We start from the raw sequence: 17665 nt of genomic DNA, 5'->3' as shown, positions 1-17665 counted from the left end.
TTATCGTAGCCCGCGGGAAGAAGTGACGACGCGCTATAACGATCCGCGCGTTCCCACCGCCGGATGAACTCGCGCAGTCGGCCGAGAGCGGTGGACGAGGGGTGGTTGTCGCGCTCACGTCACCGGCGCTCTACTATCCCCCTCAGGGGAGACGGTAGCAGATCCCTCGCGCGGTGTCCGATCACGACGGGTCGATCGGTTCACCGGACAGTAACGTACCGTCGACCCCGGAGAGGGGACCGGACACCTCCGCAGCAGGCGGGATTATCGTGACCGGAGGAGGATATATTACTGCGAGGTGGATACTAGCTTCATGTCACTCAATACCACGTCCCCGGTGACCGACGACGTCGGATACCTCGCGCGGTCGGAACACCGCGTCCCGACGCTCGTCGCTCTGACGGAACGTCCCCGGAGTCGGTCCGAACTATGGGAGATGACCGGGGTTTCGTCGTCGACGATCCGGCGCACGTTGCGCGAGTTCGAAGAACGCCGCTGGATCCGCCGGGGCGGATACCGGTACGAGTCGACGCAGTTGGGCGCGTACGTCGCCTCCGCGATGGCGGAGCTGATCGAGCGAGTGGAGACCGAGCGACAGCTCCGCGACGTCTGGCAGTGGCTTCCGGACGAGGAGAGCGGGTTCACGATCGAGATGTGTACTAACGCGGTCGTGACCGTCGCCGCGGCCGACGACCCGTACCGCCCGGTGAACCGGTTCGTCTCGCTGCTCCGGGAGACGGACCGGTTTCGGTTCGTCGGGTTTAGTATCGCCCTGCTCGAGCCGTGTAAGGACGAGTTCCGTCAGCGGATCGTCGACGGTATGGACGCGGAGATCGTCGATCCGCCCGACGTCGCCCGATCGATCCTGTCGACCTACCCGGAGCACTGTTCCGAACCCCTCGAGAGCGGTAATCTCACGGTTCGGTTGCACGACGACCTGCCGCCCTACGGCGTCAGTCTCTTCGACCACCGGATCGGCATCAGCGGCTACACCGACAGCGGGACGGTGCGGGTGTTGATCGACACCGACGCGCCGGCGGCGCGCGAGTGGGCGGAAGCGACGTACGGGTCCTACCGGCGCGAGGCTCGACCGCTCGCGATCGAACCGGCCGTCGAGTGACTTCGCGCTGCGAGCGTTATTACGTACCGCGTCGGGTATGTCGAGCGTAACAGCGCTATCGGGGAGTGCCGTAGCTAGTGGTGTGGGGACGATCCGCGTCGCGGGCGGATTCCCGTTCAACGAGTGGCCGATCGTCACCGACTGCACGGTCGGTAGTATCTGCCGAAACGTCACGCGTTAGCTACCTACACTCGGCGCTCGTCCGATTTACTGCCGGAAGGCGAAAGAAACCATGACCGACGACCAGCAGATCAGACACGGTGTAGACATCGACAAGCTCGAGGGGTTCGCCGAATACGCGAGCGAAAACCCCGACGAGGTGCGACTCGGGCTCGGGGCCCGCTCTACCTACGAGGGGACGTGCGCGCACAGCCTGGCGAAGGTGGACTCGTACACGATGGGCGGCGAGACGATCGCCCGCGAGACGCGCGAGTACACGATACCGTACGGCGGGTGGAAGGAGGTGCTGGACGCGGGCGGGTGGGTCGGCGGAACCGACCGGATGGAGCCGATCGAGGTCGCGCTCTCCGCGCTCGCCTCGTGCATCAACGTCGGCATCACGATCAACGCCGTCGCGAACGGCGTCGACGTCGAACGGCTCCAGACCCGCGTCCGAACCGACTTCGATCCGGGCGTCCTCTTCAGTCTCGAGGACCTCGAAGAGGCCGACGCCGTCTTCGAGAACCTGACCGCCGAAGTCGATATCGCGGGCCCGGACCTCGACGAGGATCAGGTCGACGAGTGGGCGCGACGGGCACCCGTCTACACGCTCGTCTCGCTCGCCCAAGACGTCCAGCTGACCGTAAACGCCCCCGCCGAGGTGCGGGCCGACGACTGAGGAGGTGGTGAGGGATGGAACACTCACTGGACATCGAACGACTCGAGCGGGAGGTCAAGAACGTCTACCGGAACGTCGCGGAGACGCCGACCGAGGAGTTTCACTTCGAGATGGGGCGCGAGCTGGCCGAACGGCTCGGCTATCCGCCGGCCGACCTCGACCGGATCCCGGCGGAAGCCGTAGAGTCGTTCGCCGGCGTGGGATACCACTTCGATCTCGCCGACATCCGGGAGGGGGACGACGTACTCGATCTGGGTAGCGGGTCGGGGACGGACGCGTTCGTCGCGGCGCTCCACGTCGGAGACACGGGGAGCGTGACCGGCCTGGACATGACCGACGAGCAGCTCGAGAAGGCCCGGAGGTTACGGGAGGAGGCAGGGATGGACGGCGTCTCCTTCGAGCGGGGGTACATCGAGGAGCTGCCGTTCGAGGACGCGACGTTCGACGTCGTGATCTCGAACGGCGTCATCAACCTCTCCGCCGAGAAGGAACGCGTCTTCGCGGAGGCGAGTCGCGTGCTCGCGTCGGGAGGACGGCTCGCCATCTCGGACATCGTCAGCGAGCGGCGGATGCCAGAGCGCATCAAGACCGACGCGGACCTCTGGGCGGCCTGCATCGGCGGGGCCGAGCAGGTCGACAGCTACACGACCACCGTCGAAGCCGCCGGGTTCGAGGTGACGGACGTTCGGGACAACACCCGGTACCAGTTCATCTCGGATCGGGCGGCGAACGCGTGTCAGACGTACGGCGTGAAGAGCATCTCGCTCAGCGCTCACAAGTGATCATGGGAACGACAGAACAATCGGTAGCGAGCGAACGGGAAGCACAGGTCGAGCTCGGCTCAAAGCTCAGAAACGGGTCCCTGCTGATGGCCCTCGCGGGCGTCGGGTTCATCGGCTACGGGATCGTCTTCCTCGTCCTCAATTTCGTGGGAAGCGGTTTCGAACTCGGGGTCAGCCACCTCGGTGGAATGACCCCTGCGGATCTCGATCCGACGGTCGCGTACTACATCAGCCACCTGCACGTCGCCACCGCGGCGTTCATCATCTCGACGGGAATCGCCGTCACGGCCCTCTCGTGGTACGGGGTGCGCCAGCGGCTCACCTGGGCGTGGGCGACCGCGGTCGTCGCCGCCGTCGTCGGCCTGGCGATCGCCCTGCCGATGCACTACACCGCGGACGCGTTCGCCCACGACTGGGTGACCCACCTCGGGCCGATCTACCTGGCGACGATCGTCTTCGTCGTCGGCGTCGTTCTGGCGTACCAGGGGCTGCGGGCGTCGTGACTGCCGCGGCGACCGAACGACGTTTTTGACGCGAACGAGGGCGGTGGGATTCGAACCGCGTCGAGACGGCCGCACGGTCTCCGCGCCGCACCGCGAGCGAACGAGCGTAGCGAGGGGGTGCGGCGCGGTCTCAGTGGAGGTTTTGCCAGCGAGCGAGGCGAAGTCGAGCGAGTGCAGCAAAACGTCCTGGCGAGCAGGCGACGCCGCGGGCGGGATCTGGTTCGCGGGGCGTGGCGTCGCACGACCGCGAGCGCCCCGCGACCGAAGTCAGGTCACACGGACGCTGGTCCCGCTCTCCGTTATAAACGTACGGACGGTAGACCGGGGTCGCCACCGCCGACGCCAGCGCGGCAGCCGCGAGCGAGTGAAACGAGCGAGCGGCTTTTTTCGGTGCAGATGTTTTGGCCGAGTGGTGCGCGACCGAAGGGAGCGCACCCGAGGCGAAAAAAGGTGCATGGGCACGGTGGGATTCGAACCACGGTCGCTCGCTTCGCTCGCTCCCTGATTCGAATCCCACGGGGGACCTCACTCACGGCTCACGGACGTTCGCCGGAGGTGAGGCGCACGGTGGGATTCGAACCGGAGGAAGACGGTCGCCCTCACTTCGTTCGGGCGTTGCGACTTCCAGGGTTCGAATCGCCACCTCGATCCGCTGGCCGTCGCTCACGTCCGTTCGCGACAGGCCAGCGAGCACGGTGGGATTCGAACCCACGACCATCGGATTAGAAGTCCGACGCTCTATCCTAGCTGAGCTACGTGCCCCGCCGGATGGTTCACGCGAGAGCGTCAAAAGCAGTCCGTTTCCCTCATCGGGAGCGGTCCTCCTTCTCGCGGGGACGGCCGCGACCGTCGACGGGCGCGGAGTACCGCCCGCGGAACACAGCCGTTAAGAACGGAACGGACCGACTCGCGGGTAATGGGAGTCATCGGGACCGTCGGCCTGCCGGGCAGCGGAAAGGGCGAGGCGGCGAGCGTCGCCCGCGAGATGGCGATTCCGGTCGTGACGATGGGCGACGTCATCCGGGCGGAGTGCCGCCGCCGCGGCCTCGACCCGGCCGACCACCACGGCGAGATCGCGCAGCGACTCCGCGAGGAGGAGGGGCCGCTCGCCATCGCCGAGCGGTCCCTGCCGCGCGTGGAGGAGGCCCTCGAGGGGAGCGACACCGTCCTCGTGGACGGCCTCCGGTCAGACGCCGAGGTAGAGCACTTCGAGGACCGATTCGGCGAGCGCTTCACGCTCGTGGCCGTGGTCGCGCCCTTCGACCTCCGCGCCGAGCGCGTCGGCGCGCGCGGGCGGGACAACACCGATCGCGGCGGCGAGTCGCTCGCGGCGCGCGACGAGCGCGAACTCGGCTTCGGCATGGGCGCGGCCATCGAGCGCGCGGACGTGACCATCGAGAACGAGGGGGGCCTCGAATCGTTCCGCGCGAGGGTGCGCGAACTGCTGGAGGAGGAGCGATGAGCACCGTCTACAGCGTCGACGTGACGATCCGCGCCCCGGTGTACGCCACGGAGGTGACCGACCGCGTCGCCGACGCGATCCGGAACGTCTTCCCCGGCGTCGAGGTCGAGGAGCGCCCCGGCGAACTCGTCGCGACGACCCACTCCCTCGAGTCGTTCTCCGAGCACCTCCACCGCGCGGAGATCCTCGACACCGCCCGGATGACGTTCCTGGGGAACCTCGAGGGCGACACCTTCGCGTTCCGCCTGAAGAAGCAGTCGGCGTTCGCGGGGCGGGTCAACTTCGCCGTCGGCACCCCCGCCGAACTGGGCGACATCGAGGTCGAGGTGACCGTCCGCGATCCGGACCCAGAGACGTACATCGACCGCGTCGCGCCGCCCACGGAGGACGGCGTCCCGATCGACCCCGACGAGCGCGGTTCCGATCGGTGAGCGGGGAGAGCGAGCGACCGTCCGCCGATCCCCTCCGACCCGTCAGTCCAATCCGCTGACGAAGATCGCGACCCACTGTCCCCAGTCGCGCGTCTCGCGCACCTCGACCGCGGTGACCCACTTGACCCACTGGAAGCCGCGCCGCCCGGGCGCGACGACGCGCAGGGGGAAGCCGTGGCCGTGGTCGAGGCGCTCGCCGTCGACGTGCGTGGCGAGCAGCACGTCGCGGGCGACGTCCACCGGGAAACCGAAGCGGTAGCCCGTCACGGAGTGGAAGGTCACCCAGCGCGCCCCCTCGCGGACGCCCGCCTCGTCGAGCAGGTCGCCGACCGGGACGCCGCGCCAGTCGCGCTCGACGAACCAGCCGCTGGTGCAGTCGAGGACCTCGCGGCGCTCGTCCCGCGCGTCGAGGTCGCCGTACCCGAGCGTCAGCGGGCGCTCCACCGCCCCGGACACGTGGAGCCGCCACGCCTCCGCGTCGATCGGATCGGGGTCGTCGAGGACCCAGCTGGTCACCGGGAAGCGGTTGCCGGTCCCCTCACGCGGCTTCGAGCCGGTGAACCGTCGGTCCGCGCCGGCCGTGTCGAGGGCGGCGACGACGGCCTGCTGGGCGCGCCACGCGAGCGCGCCGACGAGGACGAGCCCGGCGTACTGCAGCGCCGTCCGGCGACCCTCCCAGTCGGTCCGCGCGGGCGTCCGGAAGCGTCTCGTGAGGTGATAGAGGACGAGCGGGACGACGAGTACGCCGAGCGCCATGTGGAGGGTGAGCAGCGTCCACCCCCGGAGGTCGGGGTCCGCGCCGAGCACCCACGCGATCCCCGTCGCGAGCGCCGCGAGCGCGACGGCGGCGAGGAGCACCGAGAGCGCGACCGTGCGGTCGAAGCGGCCCGTCACCCGGCGGCGGACGCGCCGGAGCTTCCAGAACAGGAGGACGACGAGGACGAGGCCGCCAGCGCCGTGGAGGACGAAGAGCCACGCCTCGCGGGCGGACCCGGCGGCGAGGCTGACGACGCCCGTGACGACCGCGAGCGTCACGAGGACGAGGATGGTCCAGTCGACCAGCCGCGGACGGGGTTCGAGGCGCACGGGGTAGATAGGTGCCGGGATCACATAGGGTACGCGAGGGGGCGAGTCGCTCGCGGCGGTCGAACGCGGCGGTCGAACGCGGTGGCCGCGAACGGCGCACAGCGGGCAATACAACAGCGTCATGCCGCTCGAGGAACTCTCTTCGACAAGCAATGCTCATCCCGCTGCGCGTGCGTGACGTGATGACGGAGACGGTGGAGACGACGGAGTCGGAGGCGGTCGTCGCGGACGTCGCGACGCACCTCCGTGACGCCGGGATCGGATCGCTCGTCGTCGTCGAGGGCGGACGCCCCGTGGGCGTCGTGACGAAGTCCGACCTCGTCGCCGTGCTCGCCGACGGCGCGTCCGCGGAGGCGATGACCGCGGAGACGGTGATGTCCTCGCCGCTGGTGACGATCGGCGCGGACGCGGCGCTCGACCGCGCTGCCGAGACGATGGAGGAGCGCGGCGTCAAACACCTCCCCGTCGTCGACGACGGCGAACTCGTCGGCATCGTGACCACGACGGACCTCTCGTACTACCTCCCCGAACTCTCGCTCCAGCACAACTGGCGCGACGCCGACGAGTACGCCCGGCTCGGCACCGACGAGGTGGCCTACGAGTCGGCCGACTGGGAGTTCACCCACACCCGCGAGAACGGTGCCCCGGTCGGCGTCGGCGACACGGTGCGCTTCAGCAAGGAGCTCTCGGAGACCGACGTGCGGTCGTTCGCCCAGTCGAGCGGCGACACGAACCGCCTCCACCTCGACGACGAGTTCGCCCGGGAGACGCGCTTCGGACGGCGCATCGCGCACGGGACGCTCGTCTCGGGCGTCATCAGCGCCGCGCTCGCGCGCATCCCCGGCCTCACCATCTACCTCTCGCAGGACCTCCGCTTTCTCGGGCCGGTCGACGTCGGCGAGACGGTGACGGCCGTCTGCGAGGTGGTCGAGGACCTCGGCGGCGACAGGTTCCGCCTCATGACGGCCGTCTACGACGAGGACGGCGAGCGCGTCGTCGACGGCGAGGCGATCGTCCTCGTCGACGAACTGTCGTGCGACGTGGGGGAGAAGCTGGAACCGGTCGAGCGCGCCGAAGAGGACGATTGACTGCTCCTACTCCCCCGACGCGAGGAACGCCCGGTTCTCCCCGTCGACGAGGTTCGCGAGGCGGCGGGTGCAGGCCGCGTCGAACGACAGCGGCGCGCCCGCGAGCCGGGCGAACGAGAGGGCGTCGTCGCCCCCCCTGGCGGCAGGGGGCGCGCGTCGGTCGGCGGTCGAATACGGTCGGTACGTCGTGGAACTCGGTGGTTGGGTACTCATCGTGCGAGTGGCGTGGTGGTCTGCGGGCGGGGCGGGGGTCGAACCGTCACCGAGCGCGTACCGGGTGCATGACTGTACGCGACCCGAGGGGCGTATTCATCATAAACGTTCATGTCATAGCAGCCGTTGCCGCGGGTCGAGCGTGTTGACACGGCCCGCGATCCGGCCTCACGGCCAGGCGAGCAGCAGCGCCACCGCGACGGCGATCCAGAAGACCTTCAGGGCGGTGTTCACGAGCACGACCTTCGAGCCGAACTCGGCCCCCCAGATGCCGTACTGAAACGGGATCGAGCGCTTGAACGTCGAGACGGTGAACGAGACGATGCCGCCGACGAGCATCGTCGCCGCCGCCGTCCTGGGAGTGAACAGGCCGTCCTCGACGAGCGGCGCGAGGACGATCGCCCCGTTGGTGGTGTCGAGGGTGAACACGGCGATCACGGGCACCGCGGCGGCGGGGAGGCCGACGAGGTCCGCGAGCGGGTCGGCCGCCCCCGCGACGGCGGCGAGGTCGTAGCGCGCGGTCAGGAGGGCGACCGCGGTGTAGATGACCGCGAGCCGCGGGAGGATGTCCCGGGTCTTCGCGAGGGCGCTCGCGAGGGCGTCCCGGAGGAGGTCGACCCGGGGGCGGTCGTCGGCCCCGCCGTCCGCCTCGACCGCGGACGGCACCGCCGCCGCCGCGTCGCGCTCGTCGAGCAGGAGCGCCCCGGCCAGCACGCCCGTGCAGGTGATGGCGAGCGCGACGGCCGCCCGCGCGCCGACGTAGAGCAGGCCCACCTCCGGGCCGAGGATCGGGATCAGCACCGGCGCGTAGAAGGTGAAGACGTGCTGGGCGAAGCCGAAGAACGTGTTGATGGTGACCGCGACGAGCGTCGCGCGGTCGTCGAGCGCCCCCGACTCGCGGAACTCCGCGAGCATGCCGTAGCCGGCCGTCGTCGAGGCCGTCGTGGTGAGGATGGCGGTGCCGACCTCCTCGGGGAGGTTCGCCGGTCGGGTGAGCGGCGTCGACAGTCCCGCGATGGCGCGGACCGCCCCGAGGCCGACGAGCAGGTTCGCGAGCGCCACCCCTGCGGCGATGAGGAGGGCGATGGTGGCCACGCGCGGCAGCACCGTCCCGAGCACGAGATCGAGGAGTCCCTGCACGGCTCCGCTCTCGCCCGCAGGGGGCAAGTGTACGTCGGTCCGCGCCTCCCCGTCAGTCCGACTCCGACTCGTCGCGCAGATGCTCGATCCTGTGGGAGAACGTCTCGACTAGCGAGGAGACCGGACGCGAGCCGAACAGCGCGACGACGATCGCCCCCACGGTGTCGAAGACGAGGTCGACGACGGTGTCCTCGACGCCGTACTGGTAGAGCACGGGATCGTGCCCGGTGAGCGTGCCCACCTCGCGCGCGAGGAACTCGAGCACCTCCCAGAAGACGCCCAGCGCGACGGTGAACAGCAGGATGTAGACGAACAGGAACGGCCGAGTGAAGTGCACCGCGTCCGAGTACTCGTCGAGCACCCGCGCGGTGGCGTACCCGACCGCGGCGACGACGGTCGCCGAGAGCGTGTGGGTGAGGTGGTCCCACCACCAGACCCGGGTGTAGATGCCGAGCATGCCGACGGCGTGGAGCGACAGCGCGACCGTGATCCACAGCGTCACGCCGGGGTCGAGCGGGAGGCTGAAGTCCCGTTCGAGGACCGCCGGGAGGAAGGTGATGGCGAGCGCGACCGCGGCGTTGACGACGACGCCGACATGGCGCGTGGCGACGCCCGCGAGCAGCACGCTCACGATGGCGACCTGGAACGCACGGGTGACCGTCCGCTCCGAGACGCCGACGTACTCACGCACTACGCTCATCGCGTCGGATAGGGGGCGGCTCGGCTAAACGGTGTCCCCACAGAGACGACACGACATACGTTTATCCGACACCGTTCTACGGGCGGAGCGATGATGGCCGTGACGCACGTTCTCGTGGGCATGGCGCTGTCGGGCGTCGTGCTCGCGTTCGCCCCCGACCTCGCCCCGGTGGCCCTCGTCGCCGGGGCGCTCGGCGGCGCGGTCCCGGATCTCGACCTCTACGTGGGGCACCGACGCACGCTCCACTACCCCGTCTACGCGACGCTCGGCGGGATCGCCGCGCTCGCGGCGAGCGCCGCGACCCCGACGCCGTTCACGGTCGCGCTCGCCGTCTTCGTGCTCGCCGCGGGGGCACACGCCGCGATGGACGCGCTCGGCGGCGGACTCGAACTGAAGCCGTGGGAGCGCACCTCCCAGCGCGCGGTATACAGCCACTTCCACGCCCGCTGGCTCCGCCCCCGACGGTGGGTGCGCTACGACGGCGCGCCGGAGGACCTCGCCCTCTCGGCGGTCGTGGCCGCGCCGCTCGTCGCGCTCTACGACTCCCCCGTCCCGCTCGCCGTCAGCGCGCTCCTCGCGGTGGCGCTCTGCTACACGCTGCTCCGCAAGCGCCTCGCCGACTACTGGACGGCGCTGGCGGCGCTCGTGCCGCCCTCGCTCGCGGCGCACCTCCCCGAACGGTTCGCGAAGGTGCGGTAGCGGATCGCCGCGGCGGGGACGCGACGCCCGCCGGTCGTACCCGCCGGAATATTTATGCGATGACGACGAACCGCCGGACGTGGCCTTGGCGGAGCGACTTCGGGCGACGGTAGCGTCGGAACGGATCCGCGAGGAGGGGGTACGGATCCTCGGCCTCGCGAGAGAGAAGCAGGTGACGACCGTCGCGGCGAGCCTCGGCTACCACGCGTTCAACACGCTGGTCCCGCTCGCGCTGTTCGTCGTCATCGGCCTCTCGCTGTTCGGCGGGACCGACCTCGCGGCCCGGGCGGCGGAATCGGTCACCGGCGTCTCCTCGACGCAGTTCGAGTCGGCCGGCCGGTCGATCACGCGGACCCAAACCGGCCGCCTCCGAGCGGCGGCCCTCGCGTTCCTCATCCTCGTCTGGAGCGCCGTTCGAACCTTTCAGGCGACGAACGGCGCGTTCGTCTCCATCTACGGCACGCGAGGGGAGCTCGGGTGGACCGAACGGGCGGTCGACGTCGCGCTGGCGGCGGTGACCATCCCGCTCGCGCTCGTGCTCGTCGGCGTCGTCGGCGTCGCGCTCACGTTCGCCGTCGACGGACCGCTCTGGGCGGTCGTGAGCCCGCTCGTCCTGTTCGCGGCGCTCGTCGCGGCGTTCCTCCCGATGTACTACCTCTTCCCGGCCGCCGACGTGACCGTGCGTGAGGTGCTCCCCGGCGCGGTGTTCGCGGCCGGACTCTGGACGCTCTCGGGGGTGTTCTTCCGCCTGTACGCGACGTACTCCCAGAGCGTCCACTTCTACGGCGTCGCGGGCGGTCTGCTGCTCCTGCTGACGTGGCTCTACCTCGGCGGCCTCGTCATCCTCGTCGGCGCGGTCCTGAACGCGGTGCTCGCCGGCCGGGTCGAGCCCGACGACGAGTGGGCGCTCGACTAGACCAGCACCCGCACGACGGCGAACAGCACGACCACGCCGAGCACGTCGCAGACGTTCGTGACGACCGGGATGACGACGTCGTCCGGATCGAGTTCGAGCCGGTAGGCGAGGTACGTCGCGACGACGGTGACGACGATCGCGAGCACCGCGAGGATCGCACCGCTCGCCAGCGCGACGAGGACGACCGTCGCGAACGGGAGCGTCGGGGCCGCGAGCAGCCACTGGAGGACCCACGCCCCCGCGCCGACGACCGGAAAGACGGTGAGCGCGAGCGCGATCGTCGCGGCGGCGTTCCCGAGGAGGCGGTCGTCCCGGGGGTCGAACCGCAACAGCCCGAGGTGGAACGCCGTCGAGAGGCGCGCGGCGAGGACGCTCCCGAGGTTACCCGCCGTGCCGATGGTCACGGGGACCAGCACGAGCAGCGTCGGATAGCGCAGCAGCGTGCCCTCGAAGGTGTCGAGGACGAGCCCGCTCCCGAGTTCGATCGCCGTGAGCACGACCAGCACGGGGAGCATGGTGCGCATGATCCCGCGGACGGTCCACTGCTGCACTCAGCCACCTCCCAGCGCGATGACGATCCGCGCGGCGAAGAGCATGGTCGCGATGCCGACCACGTCGCCCGTCGTAGTGACGACCGGGCCGGCGAGCGTGTCGGGGTTCAGTCCCCGGCGGTACCCGAGGATGACGACGACGACGACCACGACCGTGAGTGCGAGCCCCGAGAGGACGCCCGCGATGAGCGCGACCCCCACCAGTTCCCACAGGGGGGCGCTCTCCCGGCCGAGAACCGCGAGCAGGAGGTAGCCCAGCAGCGCCGCGACGACGCTGATGATGACGCCGTTGGCGATGGCGGCGACGATCGCCGCGCGGAGCCGCCCGTCGCCCGTCGCGAGTTCGGGGTCGATCAGCCCCTGGTGGAGCCCGGAGGCGAGGCGCGCGCCGAGCGACCCGTAGACGTTCCCCCGGGTGGCGAGCAGCGCCGGAACGAGCAACAGCAGGCCGGGGATGATCCGCAGTTCCGCCTCCATCCCCCCGAGGACGAGCCCGGCGAAGAGGCCGCCGGCGGCGCTCAACAGCAACACCGGCAGCGCCTCGCGGTAGGCCCGACGCGTCACCTCGCCGACGGTCATTCGTTCGTGACGATGCGGCCCGCGGGTAAAAATCGGGTGGGAAACCGAGGACGGAGAGCGGAGGGTGGAGGCTACGACCCCGGTCGGCGGGGCGGACTCAGTCCCCGAACGGGCCGAACCCGCCCATGCCGCCGCCACCGCCGCCGCGCTGTTGCATCTTCTTCATCATCCGCTGCATGTCGCCGTCGCCCATCCCCTGGAACTGCTTGATCATCCGCTCCATCATGCGGTGCTGTTCGAGCAGTTCGCGGACGCGCTCCTCGGGCTGGCCGGACCCGCGGGCGATGCGGCGCGTGCGCTCGGCCCCGACGACCCGCGGGTTGCGGAGCTCCTCGTCGGTCATCGAGTCCATGATGACCTCGAAGTCCCGCATCCGCCCCTGCGTGACGTCCATCGCGTCGTCGGGCAGCTGGTCCATCAGGCCGCCCCCGATGCCGGGGATCATGTCGAGGACCTGATCGAGCGGTCCCATGTTGTTCATCGCCTGCATCTGCCGGCGCATGTCGAGCAGGGTGAACTGGCCCTTCATCATGTCCTCGGGGTTCCAGTCGTCCTCGTCGCCCGTCTCCTGCATGGCGCGCTCGACGCGCTCGGCGAGCTGCTTGAGGTCGCCCATGCCGAGCAGCCGGGAGATGAACCCGTTGGGCTCGAAGCGCTCTATGTCCTGGACCGTCTCGCCGGTCCCGAGGAAGGCGATGGTCGAGTCCGTCTCGTTGACGGCGGCGAGCGCGCCGCCACCCTTCGCCGTCCCGTCGAGCTTCGTGATGACGACGCCGTCGACGCCCACCGCGTCGCCGAACGCCTGCGCCTGGTCCTTCGCGCCCTGTCCGATGGCCGCGTCGAGGACGAGCAGGTTGCGGTCCGGATCGACGAACCCCTCGATCTCCTTCAGCTCCTCGATGAGTTCCTCGTTCAGCCCGGAGCGCCCGGAGGTGTCGACGATGTGGACGTCGGCGTCCTCGGTCGCCTCCAGCCCCCGGCGGGCAATCTCGACGGGGTCCTCGGCGTCGGGGTCGCCGTAGAACTGCACCTCGGCGCGCTCGCACATCTGCTTCGACTGCTCGTAGGCCCCCGGGCGGAAGGTGTCCGTCTGGACGACCGCGGGCCGGAGCCCCTTCTTCGAGAACCACCACGCCATCTTCGCTGCGGTGGTCGTCTTCCCCGATCCCTGTAGCCCCGCGAGGAGGATCGTCTGCGGTTCGAGCGGGAGGTCGGTGCTGTCGCCGATGAGCGCGACCAGTTCCTCGTAGACGATGCGGAGGACGTGATCGCGAGCGGAGGTCCCCGCCGGCGGGTCCTCCTCCAGGGCGCGGGTGCGGATGGAGTCCGATAGCTCCATCACGATGTCGACGTCGACGTCGGCCTGCAGCAGCGACCGCTGGATCTCCCTGACGACCTCGTCCACGTCCTCCTTGCTCAGGCGGGACTTCCCCTGCAACGTGTCGAGGGTCCCGCGGAGAGAACTGCCGAGATTGTCGAGTACCATTACCTCCGGGTAGGCGATGCAATCGGTAAAGGCTTCGCTCCGGGGACGACGGTACCGTTCAGATGCGAGTGACCGGGCCGGACGCTCCGGCGTGACTGCCCGTCGGACGGCCGCTCGTGTGAACGGGTACGACGACGGTAGCGACCCGACGGCCGCCCCGCCGCCGTCGGCGGTCGGCGGGCAGCGGTCGAAGGTCGAAGGTCGAAGCGTGGCACACCACACAGTTCAGGCTAGTGTATTTTTTCGGTGAGGGACGCGAAGGGATATATGTCTCGCACGATCGATAATGAGGCTGAATCGGATGACGGCGGGCGGTCGGGAGTCTCCAGGCGAACGCTGCTGAAGGCCGCCGGGGCTGCCGGAGCCGTCTCGCTGACGCCGCTGGTCGGCGTCGGGGCGGCCGCCGCGCCGCGCATCGACGAATCGCTCGACACGGCGACCGACGCCCTCCAGGAGGTGCTCGTCGTCTTCGACGCGAACGCCGACGTGGACCGCCTCCGGCACCTCGATCTGGAGGAGGGGTATCACAGGTTCGAGGTGCTCCCGATCGGCTACACGCTCCTGACGGGGCCACAGATCGAGACCGTCGGCGCGTGGCCGGAGGTCCGCTACGTCCAGGCCAATCGCGAACTGGAGTACTACAACGACGACGCGCGGGCGACGACCCGCGCCGGGAGCGTCCAGTCGGACCTCGGCTACACCGGCGAGCGCGCTCACAGCGTGGTGATCGACTCGGGCGTCGACGGCGACCACCCCGACCTGCGCGACGACCTCGCGGCGAACTGGCGGTACGTGAATCCCCTCTCGAGCAGCGAGGACACGACGTGGGTCGAGGCCGGGAGCGTCGACACCGACGACAACGGCCACGGCACCCACTGCTCCGGGTCCATCACCGGGTCCGGCGCGGAGTCCGACGGCCGGTACCGGGGGATGGCCCCGGACGCCGCGCTCACCGTCTACTCCGCCGGCCTCACGCTGTTCATCGTCAAGCCCGTCGCCGCGTACGATCACCTGCTCGCACGCGTCCGCGAGGGCGAGGCGGACGTGCAGGTCGTCTCGAACTCGTGGGGCGGCGGCGACGGCACCGACTTCGATCCGGACGACGCGATCAACGTCGCCACCTGGGAGGCGTACAGGGAGGGCATCCTCTCGGTGTTCGCGGCGAGCAACTCCGGCCCGGACACCAACACGCTCAACCAGTACGCGACCGCGCCGCACGTGCTCGGCGTCGCGGCCACCGACGACGAGAAGCGCGTCACCGACTTCTCCTCGCGGGGGCGGAGACCGAGCTACGACGGCCCGACGAACTACGACCGGAAGACGGCGCTGCGCAACCTGGAGGCGTACTACGCCGCCGACAAGACCGGGACGGAGGTCGATTCGGGCTCCCACTCGGGGACCGTGACGGCGACCGCGAGCGAGTACCACCGCTGGGACGCGCCGAAGCGGGCCGGCTACGTCGAGGCGACGCTCTCGTGGACGCCGAGCGCGGAGGACGTCGACTTCTACCTGCGCGAGGGATCGAGGGACGGCCCCGTCGTCGCCAGCGGCGCGACGCTCGAGGAACCGGAGACGCTCTCGGGCGCGATCGAGGGCGGCACCGCCTACTACTTCGAGGTCCGGCCCTACGCGACCGTCGCGGCCGACTACGGGATCGAGTTCACCGCCTACGAGGGCGTGAAGCGGAACGTGACGCCGACCGGGATCTACCGCCCCGGCGTCGGCACGCCCGGGGAGATGGTGATGAGCACGCTCGCGCCCACCGACCCGCTGCAGGCGTACGGCGCGACCGGCGGCGAGCCCGACGCCGAACCGTACTACGGCCGCATCAGCGGGACGAGCATGGCCTGCCCGGTCGCGGCGGGCTGTGCGACGCTGCTCGTGGACGCCGCCCGGCAGAACGGCGTCGCGTTCGAGCCGATCGACGTGCTGAACACGATCGAGGCGACGGCCGAGGACGTCCACGAGAGCTACGCGCCCTGGTCCATCGGCGCGGGCTTCGTCGACGCCTACGCCGCCGTCGAGCGCGCCGCGGACGGGAAGTGGGCCTCCTTCGGGGAGGTGAAGCTGGTCGATGAGTGATCGCTCGACCCCCCGGCCGCGCGTCGGTCGGCGTCGGTTCCTGCGGGCGGTCGGCGCGGGGACGGCCGCGCTCGCTGCCGCGACCAGCCCCGCGAGCGCTCACGAGTGGAGCGACGCGACGAGCGACGCCGAGGCGGACGGCGATCACGACCACGCCGACGCGACGCTCCACGGCGCGTCGAGCAACGTCGAACTCGTCGGCTACCACAGCCTCGGCGGGGTCGGCCCCGCGAGCGAGAGCGGCTCGCCCGACAGCCCCCACTACGGGGCCATCACGGAGCTCCGCGTCCGCGGCGACTACGCCTACGTGGGCATCTTCTCCTCGGACGACCCGACGAACGACCGCGGGATGGCGATCCTCGACGTGAGCGAGTTCAACGCCGCCGGGACGCCGAGGGAGCTCCGGGAGGCCGAGCTCTCGGTGGTCTCGTTCCTGCGCAACGACAACCCCGCGTCGGCGGTGATGGACGTGAAGGTGAGCGACGACGGGCGGTACGCCTTCCTCTCGAAGCAGCCCTACACGGCGCTGTTCGGGGAGACCGACCCCACCCCCGGGACCGACGGCGAGTCCGCGAGCGTCAGCGCCAGCGCGCTGCAGGCCGTGGACGTGAGCGACCCCGCTCACCCCCGCATCGTCGGCACCTACGACGCCTGGGACACCGGACCGCACAACGCCACCTACCACCGCATCCGTGGGAGAGAGTACCTGTTCGCGGTGAAGGACCTCAACGACGGCACCGCGGGGCTGTACGTCTTCGAGTTCGACCGTCCGACGGGGGCGGTCCTGCCGGTCAACCGGTGGACCGTCGACGGGAACCTGCTGTCGGTCGGCGACGGCGGTCTCACCTACGTCCACGACGTGACGGTGCAGGACGACCCCCGACTCGGCGCGCCGGTGGGCTACCTCTCCTACTGGGACGCGGGGCTGTACGCGCTCGACCTCTCCGATCCGACCGACATCTCGGTGCTCGGTCACTACTCGATGGACGCCGCCCACTACGCCGAGCCCGCGCCGGCGTTCGTGGACGGGACGCGCGTCGTCGTCGCCGGCCAGGAGATATCGAGCGTCGCGGACGGGTCGAGCGGAAAGCTCTACCTCCTCGACGCCGACGGGCTCGACGACGGGTTCGACGGCGAGGACAACGTCGAGCGGCTGGCCGAGTGGGAGTGGCGCTCGAACGTCACCTTCGAGAACTTCACGCTCAGTCCGCACAACTTCCAGGTGACCGACGACGGCTACGTCCACCTGGGCCACTACCACGGCGGGACGCGCTTCCTCGAGATCGAGCGCGACCCGTGGGCGCTGACCGAGCGGGGGTACTTCCGGGCCGCCCGAGACGTGCCCGAGGCGTCGAAGATGGAGGGGCTGAACAGCGCCGCGCCGTTCACCTGGTGCGCCGTCGAGCACGAGGGCGTCACCTACGCCGCCGACGTCAACACCGGCGTCTACGCCCTGCGGTTCGCGCCCGACAGCGGCGGCGACCTGAAGGGCGCGGGCGTCGGAGCCGTCGCCGCGGGCGTCGCCGGCCTCGGCGGCCTGCTCTACCGCCTCGGGAGGGGCGCGCGGGGCGCGCCGGCGGGGCTGTTCGACTGAGCGCGCTCGGGAGCGGAGAGCGGACGACGGGGACGGTTCACGGTCCCGCGCCGCCGTCCGGCAGCGTCAGCGTCAGACGCTCGCGACCGCACCGACGACCGCGTTCGTCTCCGTCGTGTCGGGGACCGCGATCCGGCTCGATCGACGCCTCGATCGCCCGAAGTCGTATGCGTCGCTCTCGACGAGTCCCGTCGGGGCCTCGACGAAGGCCGTCGTCCTGCGTGCTCGCGTCGCTGTCGATCACCTCCCCGCTCGCCCCGACGCCGACCGCCTCCAGCTCCGCCAGCAGCCCCACCGCTCGGAGGAACGTTCGCCGGGGGAGCCGCGTCGATTCCCCCGGCCGTCGCGCGCGATCCCCCACTGATCGCCTCACCCGTTGATTGGAGAGCGCAGTT

General features: G+C 70.2%; 19 protein-coding genes and 1 tRNA gene. 11 read left to right on the top strand and 9 right to left on the bottom strand.

Translation table 11 applies throughout. The features are described 5' to 3' along the window. The first annotated feature begins 313 nt into the window (after positions 1–313). From P1K31_RS13820 to P1K31_RS13805, 4 genes are all read left to right on the top strand, one after another. Entirely contained in the window at positions 314–1120 is an 807-nt protein-coding gene (locus tag P1K31_RS13820) for a helix-turn-helix transcriptional regulator (protein ID WP_276303909.1), read from the top strand. A gap of 232 nt (positions 1121–1352) precedes the next feature. After that, positions 1353–1958 carry an OsmC family protein gene (locus tag P1K31_RS13815; RefSeq protein WP_276303908.1) on the top strand — a complete coding sequence of 202 codons (606 nt, stop codon included), beginning with the start codon at positions 1353–1355 and terminating at the stop codon, positions 1956–1958. Positions 1959–1972: 14 nt separating this feature from the next. Next, on the top strand, positions 1973–2740 hold the full coding sequence (locus P1K31_RS13810; protein ID WP_276303907.1) for a methyltransferase domain-containing protein: 768 nt from the start codon (positions 1973–1975) through the stop codon (positions 2738–2740). Between the two features lie 2 nt (positions 2741–2742). Beyond that, positions 2743–3243, top strand: coding sequence for a hypothetical protein (locus P1K31_RS13805; protein WP_276303906.1), 501 nt, complete (start codon positions 2743–2745; stop codon positions 3241–3243). Positions 3244–3930: 687 nt separating this feature from the next. Here P1K31_RS13805 and P1K31_RS13800 read toward each other — a convergent pair. Then, positions 3931–4005, bottom strand: a tRNA-Arg gene (locus tag P1K31_RS13800). A gap of 154 nt (positions 4006–4159) precedes the next feature. Between P1K31_RS13800 and P1K31_RS13795 the strand changes: the two genes are divergently transcribed. Together P1K31_RS13795 and P1K31_RS13790 are read left to right on the top strand one after the other, a co-directional pair. Further along, positions 4160–4705 (top strand): AAA family ATPase, encoded by a 546-nt coding sequence (locus P1K31_RS13795; RefSeq protein ID WP_276303905.1) that lies wholly within the window; start codon positions 4160–4162, stop codon positions 4703–4705. Then, on the top strand, positions 4702–5136 hold the full coding sequence (locus P1K31_RS13790) for an RNA-binding domain-containing protein (RefSeq protein ID WP_276303904.1): 435 nt from the start codon (positions 4702–4704) through the stop codon (positions 5134–5136). Before P1K31_RS13795 ends, P1K31_RS13790 begins: the two co-directional genes overlap by 4 nt. Before the next feature lie 42 nt (positions 5137–5178). On the opposite strand, the gene P1K31_RS13785 is transcribed toward P1K31_RS13790, so the two are convergent. Further along, a complete protein-coding gene (locus P1K31_RS13785; RefSeq protein ID WP_368410813.1) occupies positions 5179–6222 on the bottom strand; it encodes a molybdopterin-dependent oxidoreductase in 1044 nt (347 codons plus the stop codon). A 152-nt stretch (positions 6223–6374) separates the two neighbouring features. Between P1K31_RS13785 and P1K31_RS13780 the strand changes: the two genes are divergently transcribed. Continuing rightward, on the top strand, positions 6375–7310 hold the full coding sequence (locus tag P1K31_RS13780) for a CBS domain-containing protein (RefSeq protein WP_276303903.1): 936 nt from the start codon (positions 6375–6377) through the stop codon (positions 7308–7310). Between the two features lie 6 nt (positions 7311–7316). On the opposite strand, the gene P1K31_RS13775 is transcribed toward P1K31_RS13780, so the two are convergent. The 3 genes from P1K31_RS13775 to P1K31_RS13765 form a co-directional block, all read right to left on the bottom strand. Next, positions 7317–7523 carry a hypothetical protein gene (locus tag P1K31_RS13775; protein ID WP_276303902.1) on the bottom strand — a complete coding sequence of 69 codons (207 nt, stop codon included), beginning with the start codon at positions 7521–7523 and terminating at the stop codon, positions 7317–7319. A gap of 168 nt (positions 7524–7691) precedes the next feature. Next, positions 7692–8663: a nucleoside recognition protein gene (locus tag P1K31_RS13770; RefSeq protein WP_276303901.1), complete on the bottom strand. Its 972-nt coding sequence runs from the start codon at positions 8661–8663 to the stop codon at positions 7692–7694. A 52-nt stretch (positions 8664–8715) separates the two neighbouring features. After that, entirely contained in the window at positions 8716–9363 is a 648-nt protein-coding gene (locus P1K31_RS13765; RefSeq protein ID WP_276303900.1) for a DUF2238 domain-containing protein, read from the bottom strand. Positions 9364–9456: 93 nt separating this feature from the next. On the opposite strand from P1K31_RS13765, the gene P1K31_RS13760 reads away from it, so the two are divergent. Together P1K31_RS13760 and P1K31_RS13755 are read left to right on the top strand one after the other, a co-directional pair. Then, positions 9457–10062 (top strand): metal-dependent hydrolase, encoded by a 606-nt coding sequence (locus tag P1K31_RS13760; protein ID WP_276303899.1) that lies wholly within the window; start codon positions 9457–9459, stop codon positions 10060–10062. 85 nt (positions 10063–10147) lie between these two features. Beyond that, a complete protein-coding gene (locus P1K31_RS13755; protein WP_276303898.1) occupies positions 10148–10978 on the top strand; it encodes a YihY/virulence factor BrkB family protein in 831 nt (276 codons plus the stop codon). On the opposite strand, the gene P1K31_RS13750 is transcribed toward P1K31_RS13755, so the two are convergent. The 3 genes from P1K31_RS13750 to P1K31_RS13740 form a co-directional block, all read right to left on the bottom strand. Continuing rightward, a complete protein-coding gene (locus P1K31_RS13750; protein WP_276305748.1) occupies positions 10975–11502 on the bottom strand; it encodes a magnesium transporter in 528 nt (175 codons plus the stop codon). The two genes, P1K31_RS13755 and P1K31_RS13750, sit on opposite strands and share 4 nt — an antisense overlap. A 27-nt stretch (positions 11503–11529) precedes the next feature. After that, complete coding sequence (locus P1K31_RS13745) at positions 11530–12108, bottom strand: magnesium transporter (protein WP_276303897.1); 579 nt, start codon at positions 12106–12108, stop codon at positions 11530–11532. Between the two features lie 97 nt (positions 12109–12205). Beyond that, complete coding sequence (locus P1K31_RS13740; RefSeq protein WP_276303896.1) at positions 12206–13594, bottom strand: signal recognition particle protein Srp54; 1389 nt, start codon at positions 13592–13594, stop codon at positions 12206–12208. A 267-nt stretch (positions 13595–13861) separates the two neighbouring features. On the opposite strand from P1K31_RS13740, the gene P1K31_RS13735 reads away from it, so the two are divergent. Together P1K31_RS13735 and P1K31_RS13730 are read left to right on the top strand one after the other, a co-directional pair. Further along, positions 13862–15676, top strand: a complete 1815-nt coding sequence (locus P1K31_RS13735; protein ID WP_276303895.1) for a S8 family serine peptidase — start codon at positions 13862–13864, stop codon at positions 15674–15676. Next, the gene (locus tag P1K31_RS13730; protein ID WP_276303894.1) at positions 15669–17270 is read left to right on the top strand and encodes an LVIVD repeat-containing protein; all 1602 of its coding nucleotides are present in this window, start codon (positions 15669–15671) and stop codon (positions 17268–17270) included. The genes P1K31_RS13735 and P1K31_RS13730 overlap by 8 nt, the downstream gene beginning before the upstream one ends. A 37-nt stretch (positions 17271–17307) precedes the next feature. Here the strand turns inward: P1K31_RS13730 and P1K31_RS13725 are convergent, their stop codons facing one another. Beyond that, a complete protein-coding gene (locus P1K31_RS13725) occupies positions 17308–17631 on the bottom strand; it encodes a hypothetical protein (protein WP_276303893.1) in 324 nt (107 codons plus the stop codon). Positions 17632–17665 lie beyond the last annotated feature (34 nt).

Source organism: Halomarina halobia (genome assembly GCF_029338575.1).
Lineage (GTDB): Archaea > Halobacteriota > Halobacteria > Halobacteriales > Haloarculaceae > Halomarina > Halomarina halobia.
Note: the sequence above shows the minus strand (reverse complement) of the source record. Positions and strands in the feature narration are given on the sequence as shown.

Bases quoted from the DNA above. Each gene is read 5' to 3' on its own strand.
- P1K31_RS13735 (WP_276303895.1), top strand. From the start codon at position 13,862: ATGTCTCGCACGATCGATAATGAGGCTGAATCGGATGACGGCGGGCGG.
- P1K31_RS13780 (WP_276303903.1), top strand. From the start codon at position 6,375: ATGCTCATCCCGCTGCGCGTGCGTGACGTGATGACGGAGACGGTGGAG.
- P1K31_RS13760 (WP_276303899.1), top strand. From the start codon at position 9,457: ATGGCCGTGACGCACGTTCTCGTGGGCATGGCGCTGTCGGGCGTCGTG.
- P1K31_RS13795 (WP_276303905.1), top strand. From the start codon at position 4,160: ATGGGAGTCATCGGGACCGTCGGCCTGCCGGGCAGCGGAAAGGGCGAG.
- P1K31_RS13810 (WP_276303907.1), top strand. From the start codon at position 1,973: ATGGAACACTCACTGGACATCGAACGACTCGAGCGGGAGGTCAAGAAC.
- P1K31_RS13730 (WP_276303894.1), top strand. From the start codon at position 15,669: ATGAGTGATCGCTCGACCCCCCGGCCGCGCGTCGGTCGGCGTCGGTTC.
- P1K31_RS13740 (WP_276303896.1), bottom strand. From the start codon at position 13,594: ATGGTACTCGACAATCTCGGCAGTTCTCTCCGCGGGACCCTCGACACG.
- P1K31_RS13820 (WP_276303909.1), top strand. From the start codon at position 314: ATGTCACTCAATACCACGTCCCCGGTGACCGACGACGTCGGATACCTC.
- P1K31_RS13815 (WP_276303908.1), top strand. From the start codon at position 1,353: ATGACCGACGACCAGCAGATCAGACACGGTGTAGACATCGACAAGCTC.
- P1K31_RS13775 (WP_276303902.1), bottom strand. From the start codon at position 7,523: ATGAGTACCCAACCACCGAGTTCCACGACGTACCGACCGTATTCGACC.
- P1K31_RS13765 (WP_276303900.1), bottom strand. From the start codon at position 9,363: ATGAGCGTAGTGCGTGAGTACGTCGGCGTCTCGGAGCGGACGGTCACC.
- P1K31_RS13790 (WP_276303904.1), top strand. From the start codon at position 4,702: ATGAGCACCGTCTACAGCGTCGACGTGACGATCCGCGCCCCGGTGTAC.
- P1K31_RS13805 (WP_276303906.1), top strand. From the start codon at position 2,743: ATGGGAACGACAGAACAATCGGTAGCGAGCGAACGGGAAGCACAGGTC.
- P1K31_RS13750 (WP_276305748.1), bottom strand. From the start codon at position 11,502: ATGCGCACCATGCTCCCCGTGCTGGTCGTGCTCACGGCGATCGAACTC.
- P1K31_RS13745 (WP_276303897.1), bottom strand. From the start codon at position 12,108: ATGACCGTCGGCGAGGTGACGCGTCGGGCCTACCGCGAGGCGCTGCCG.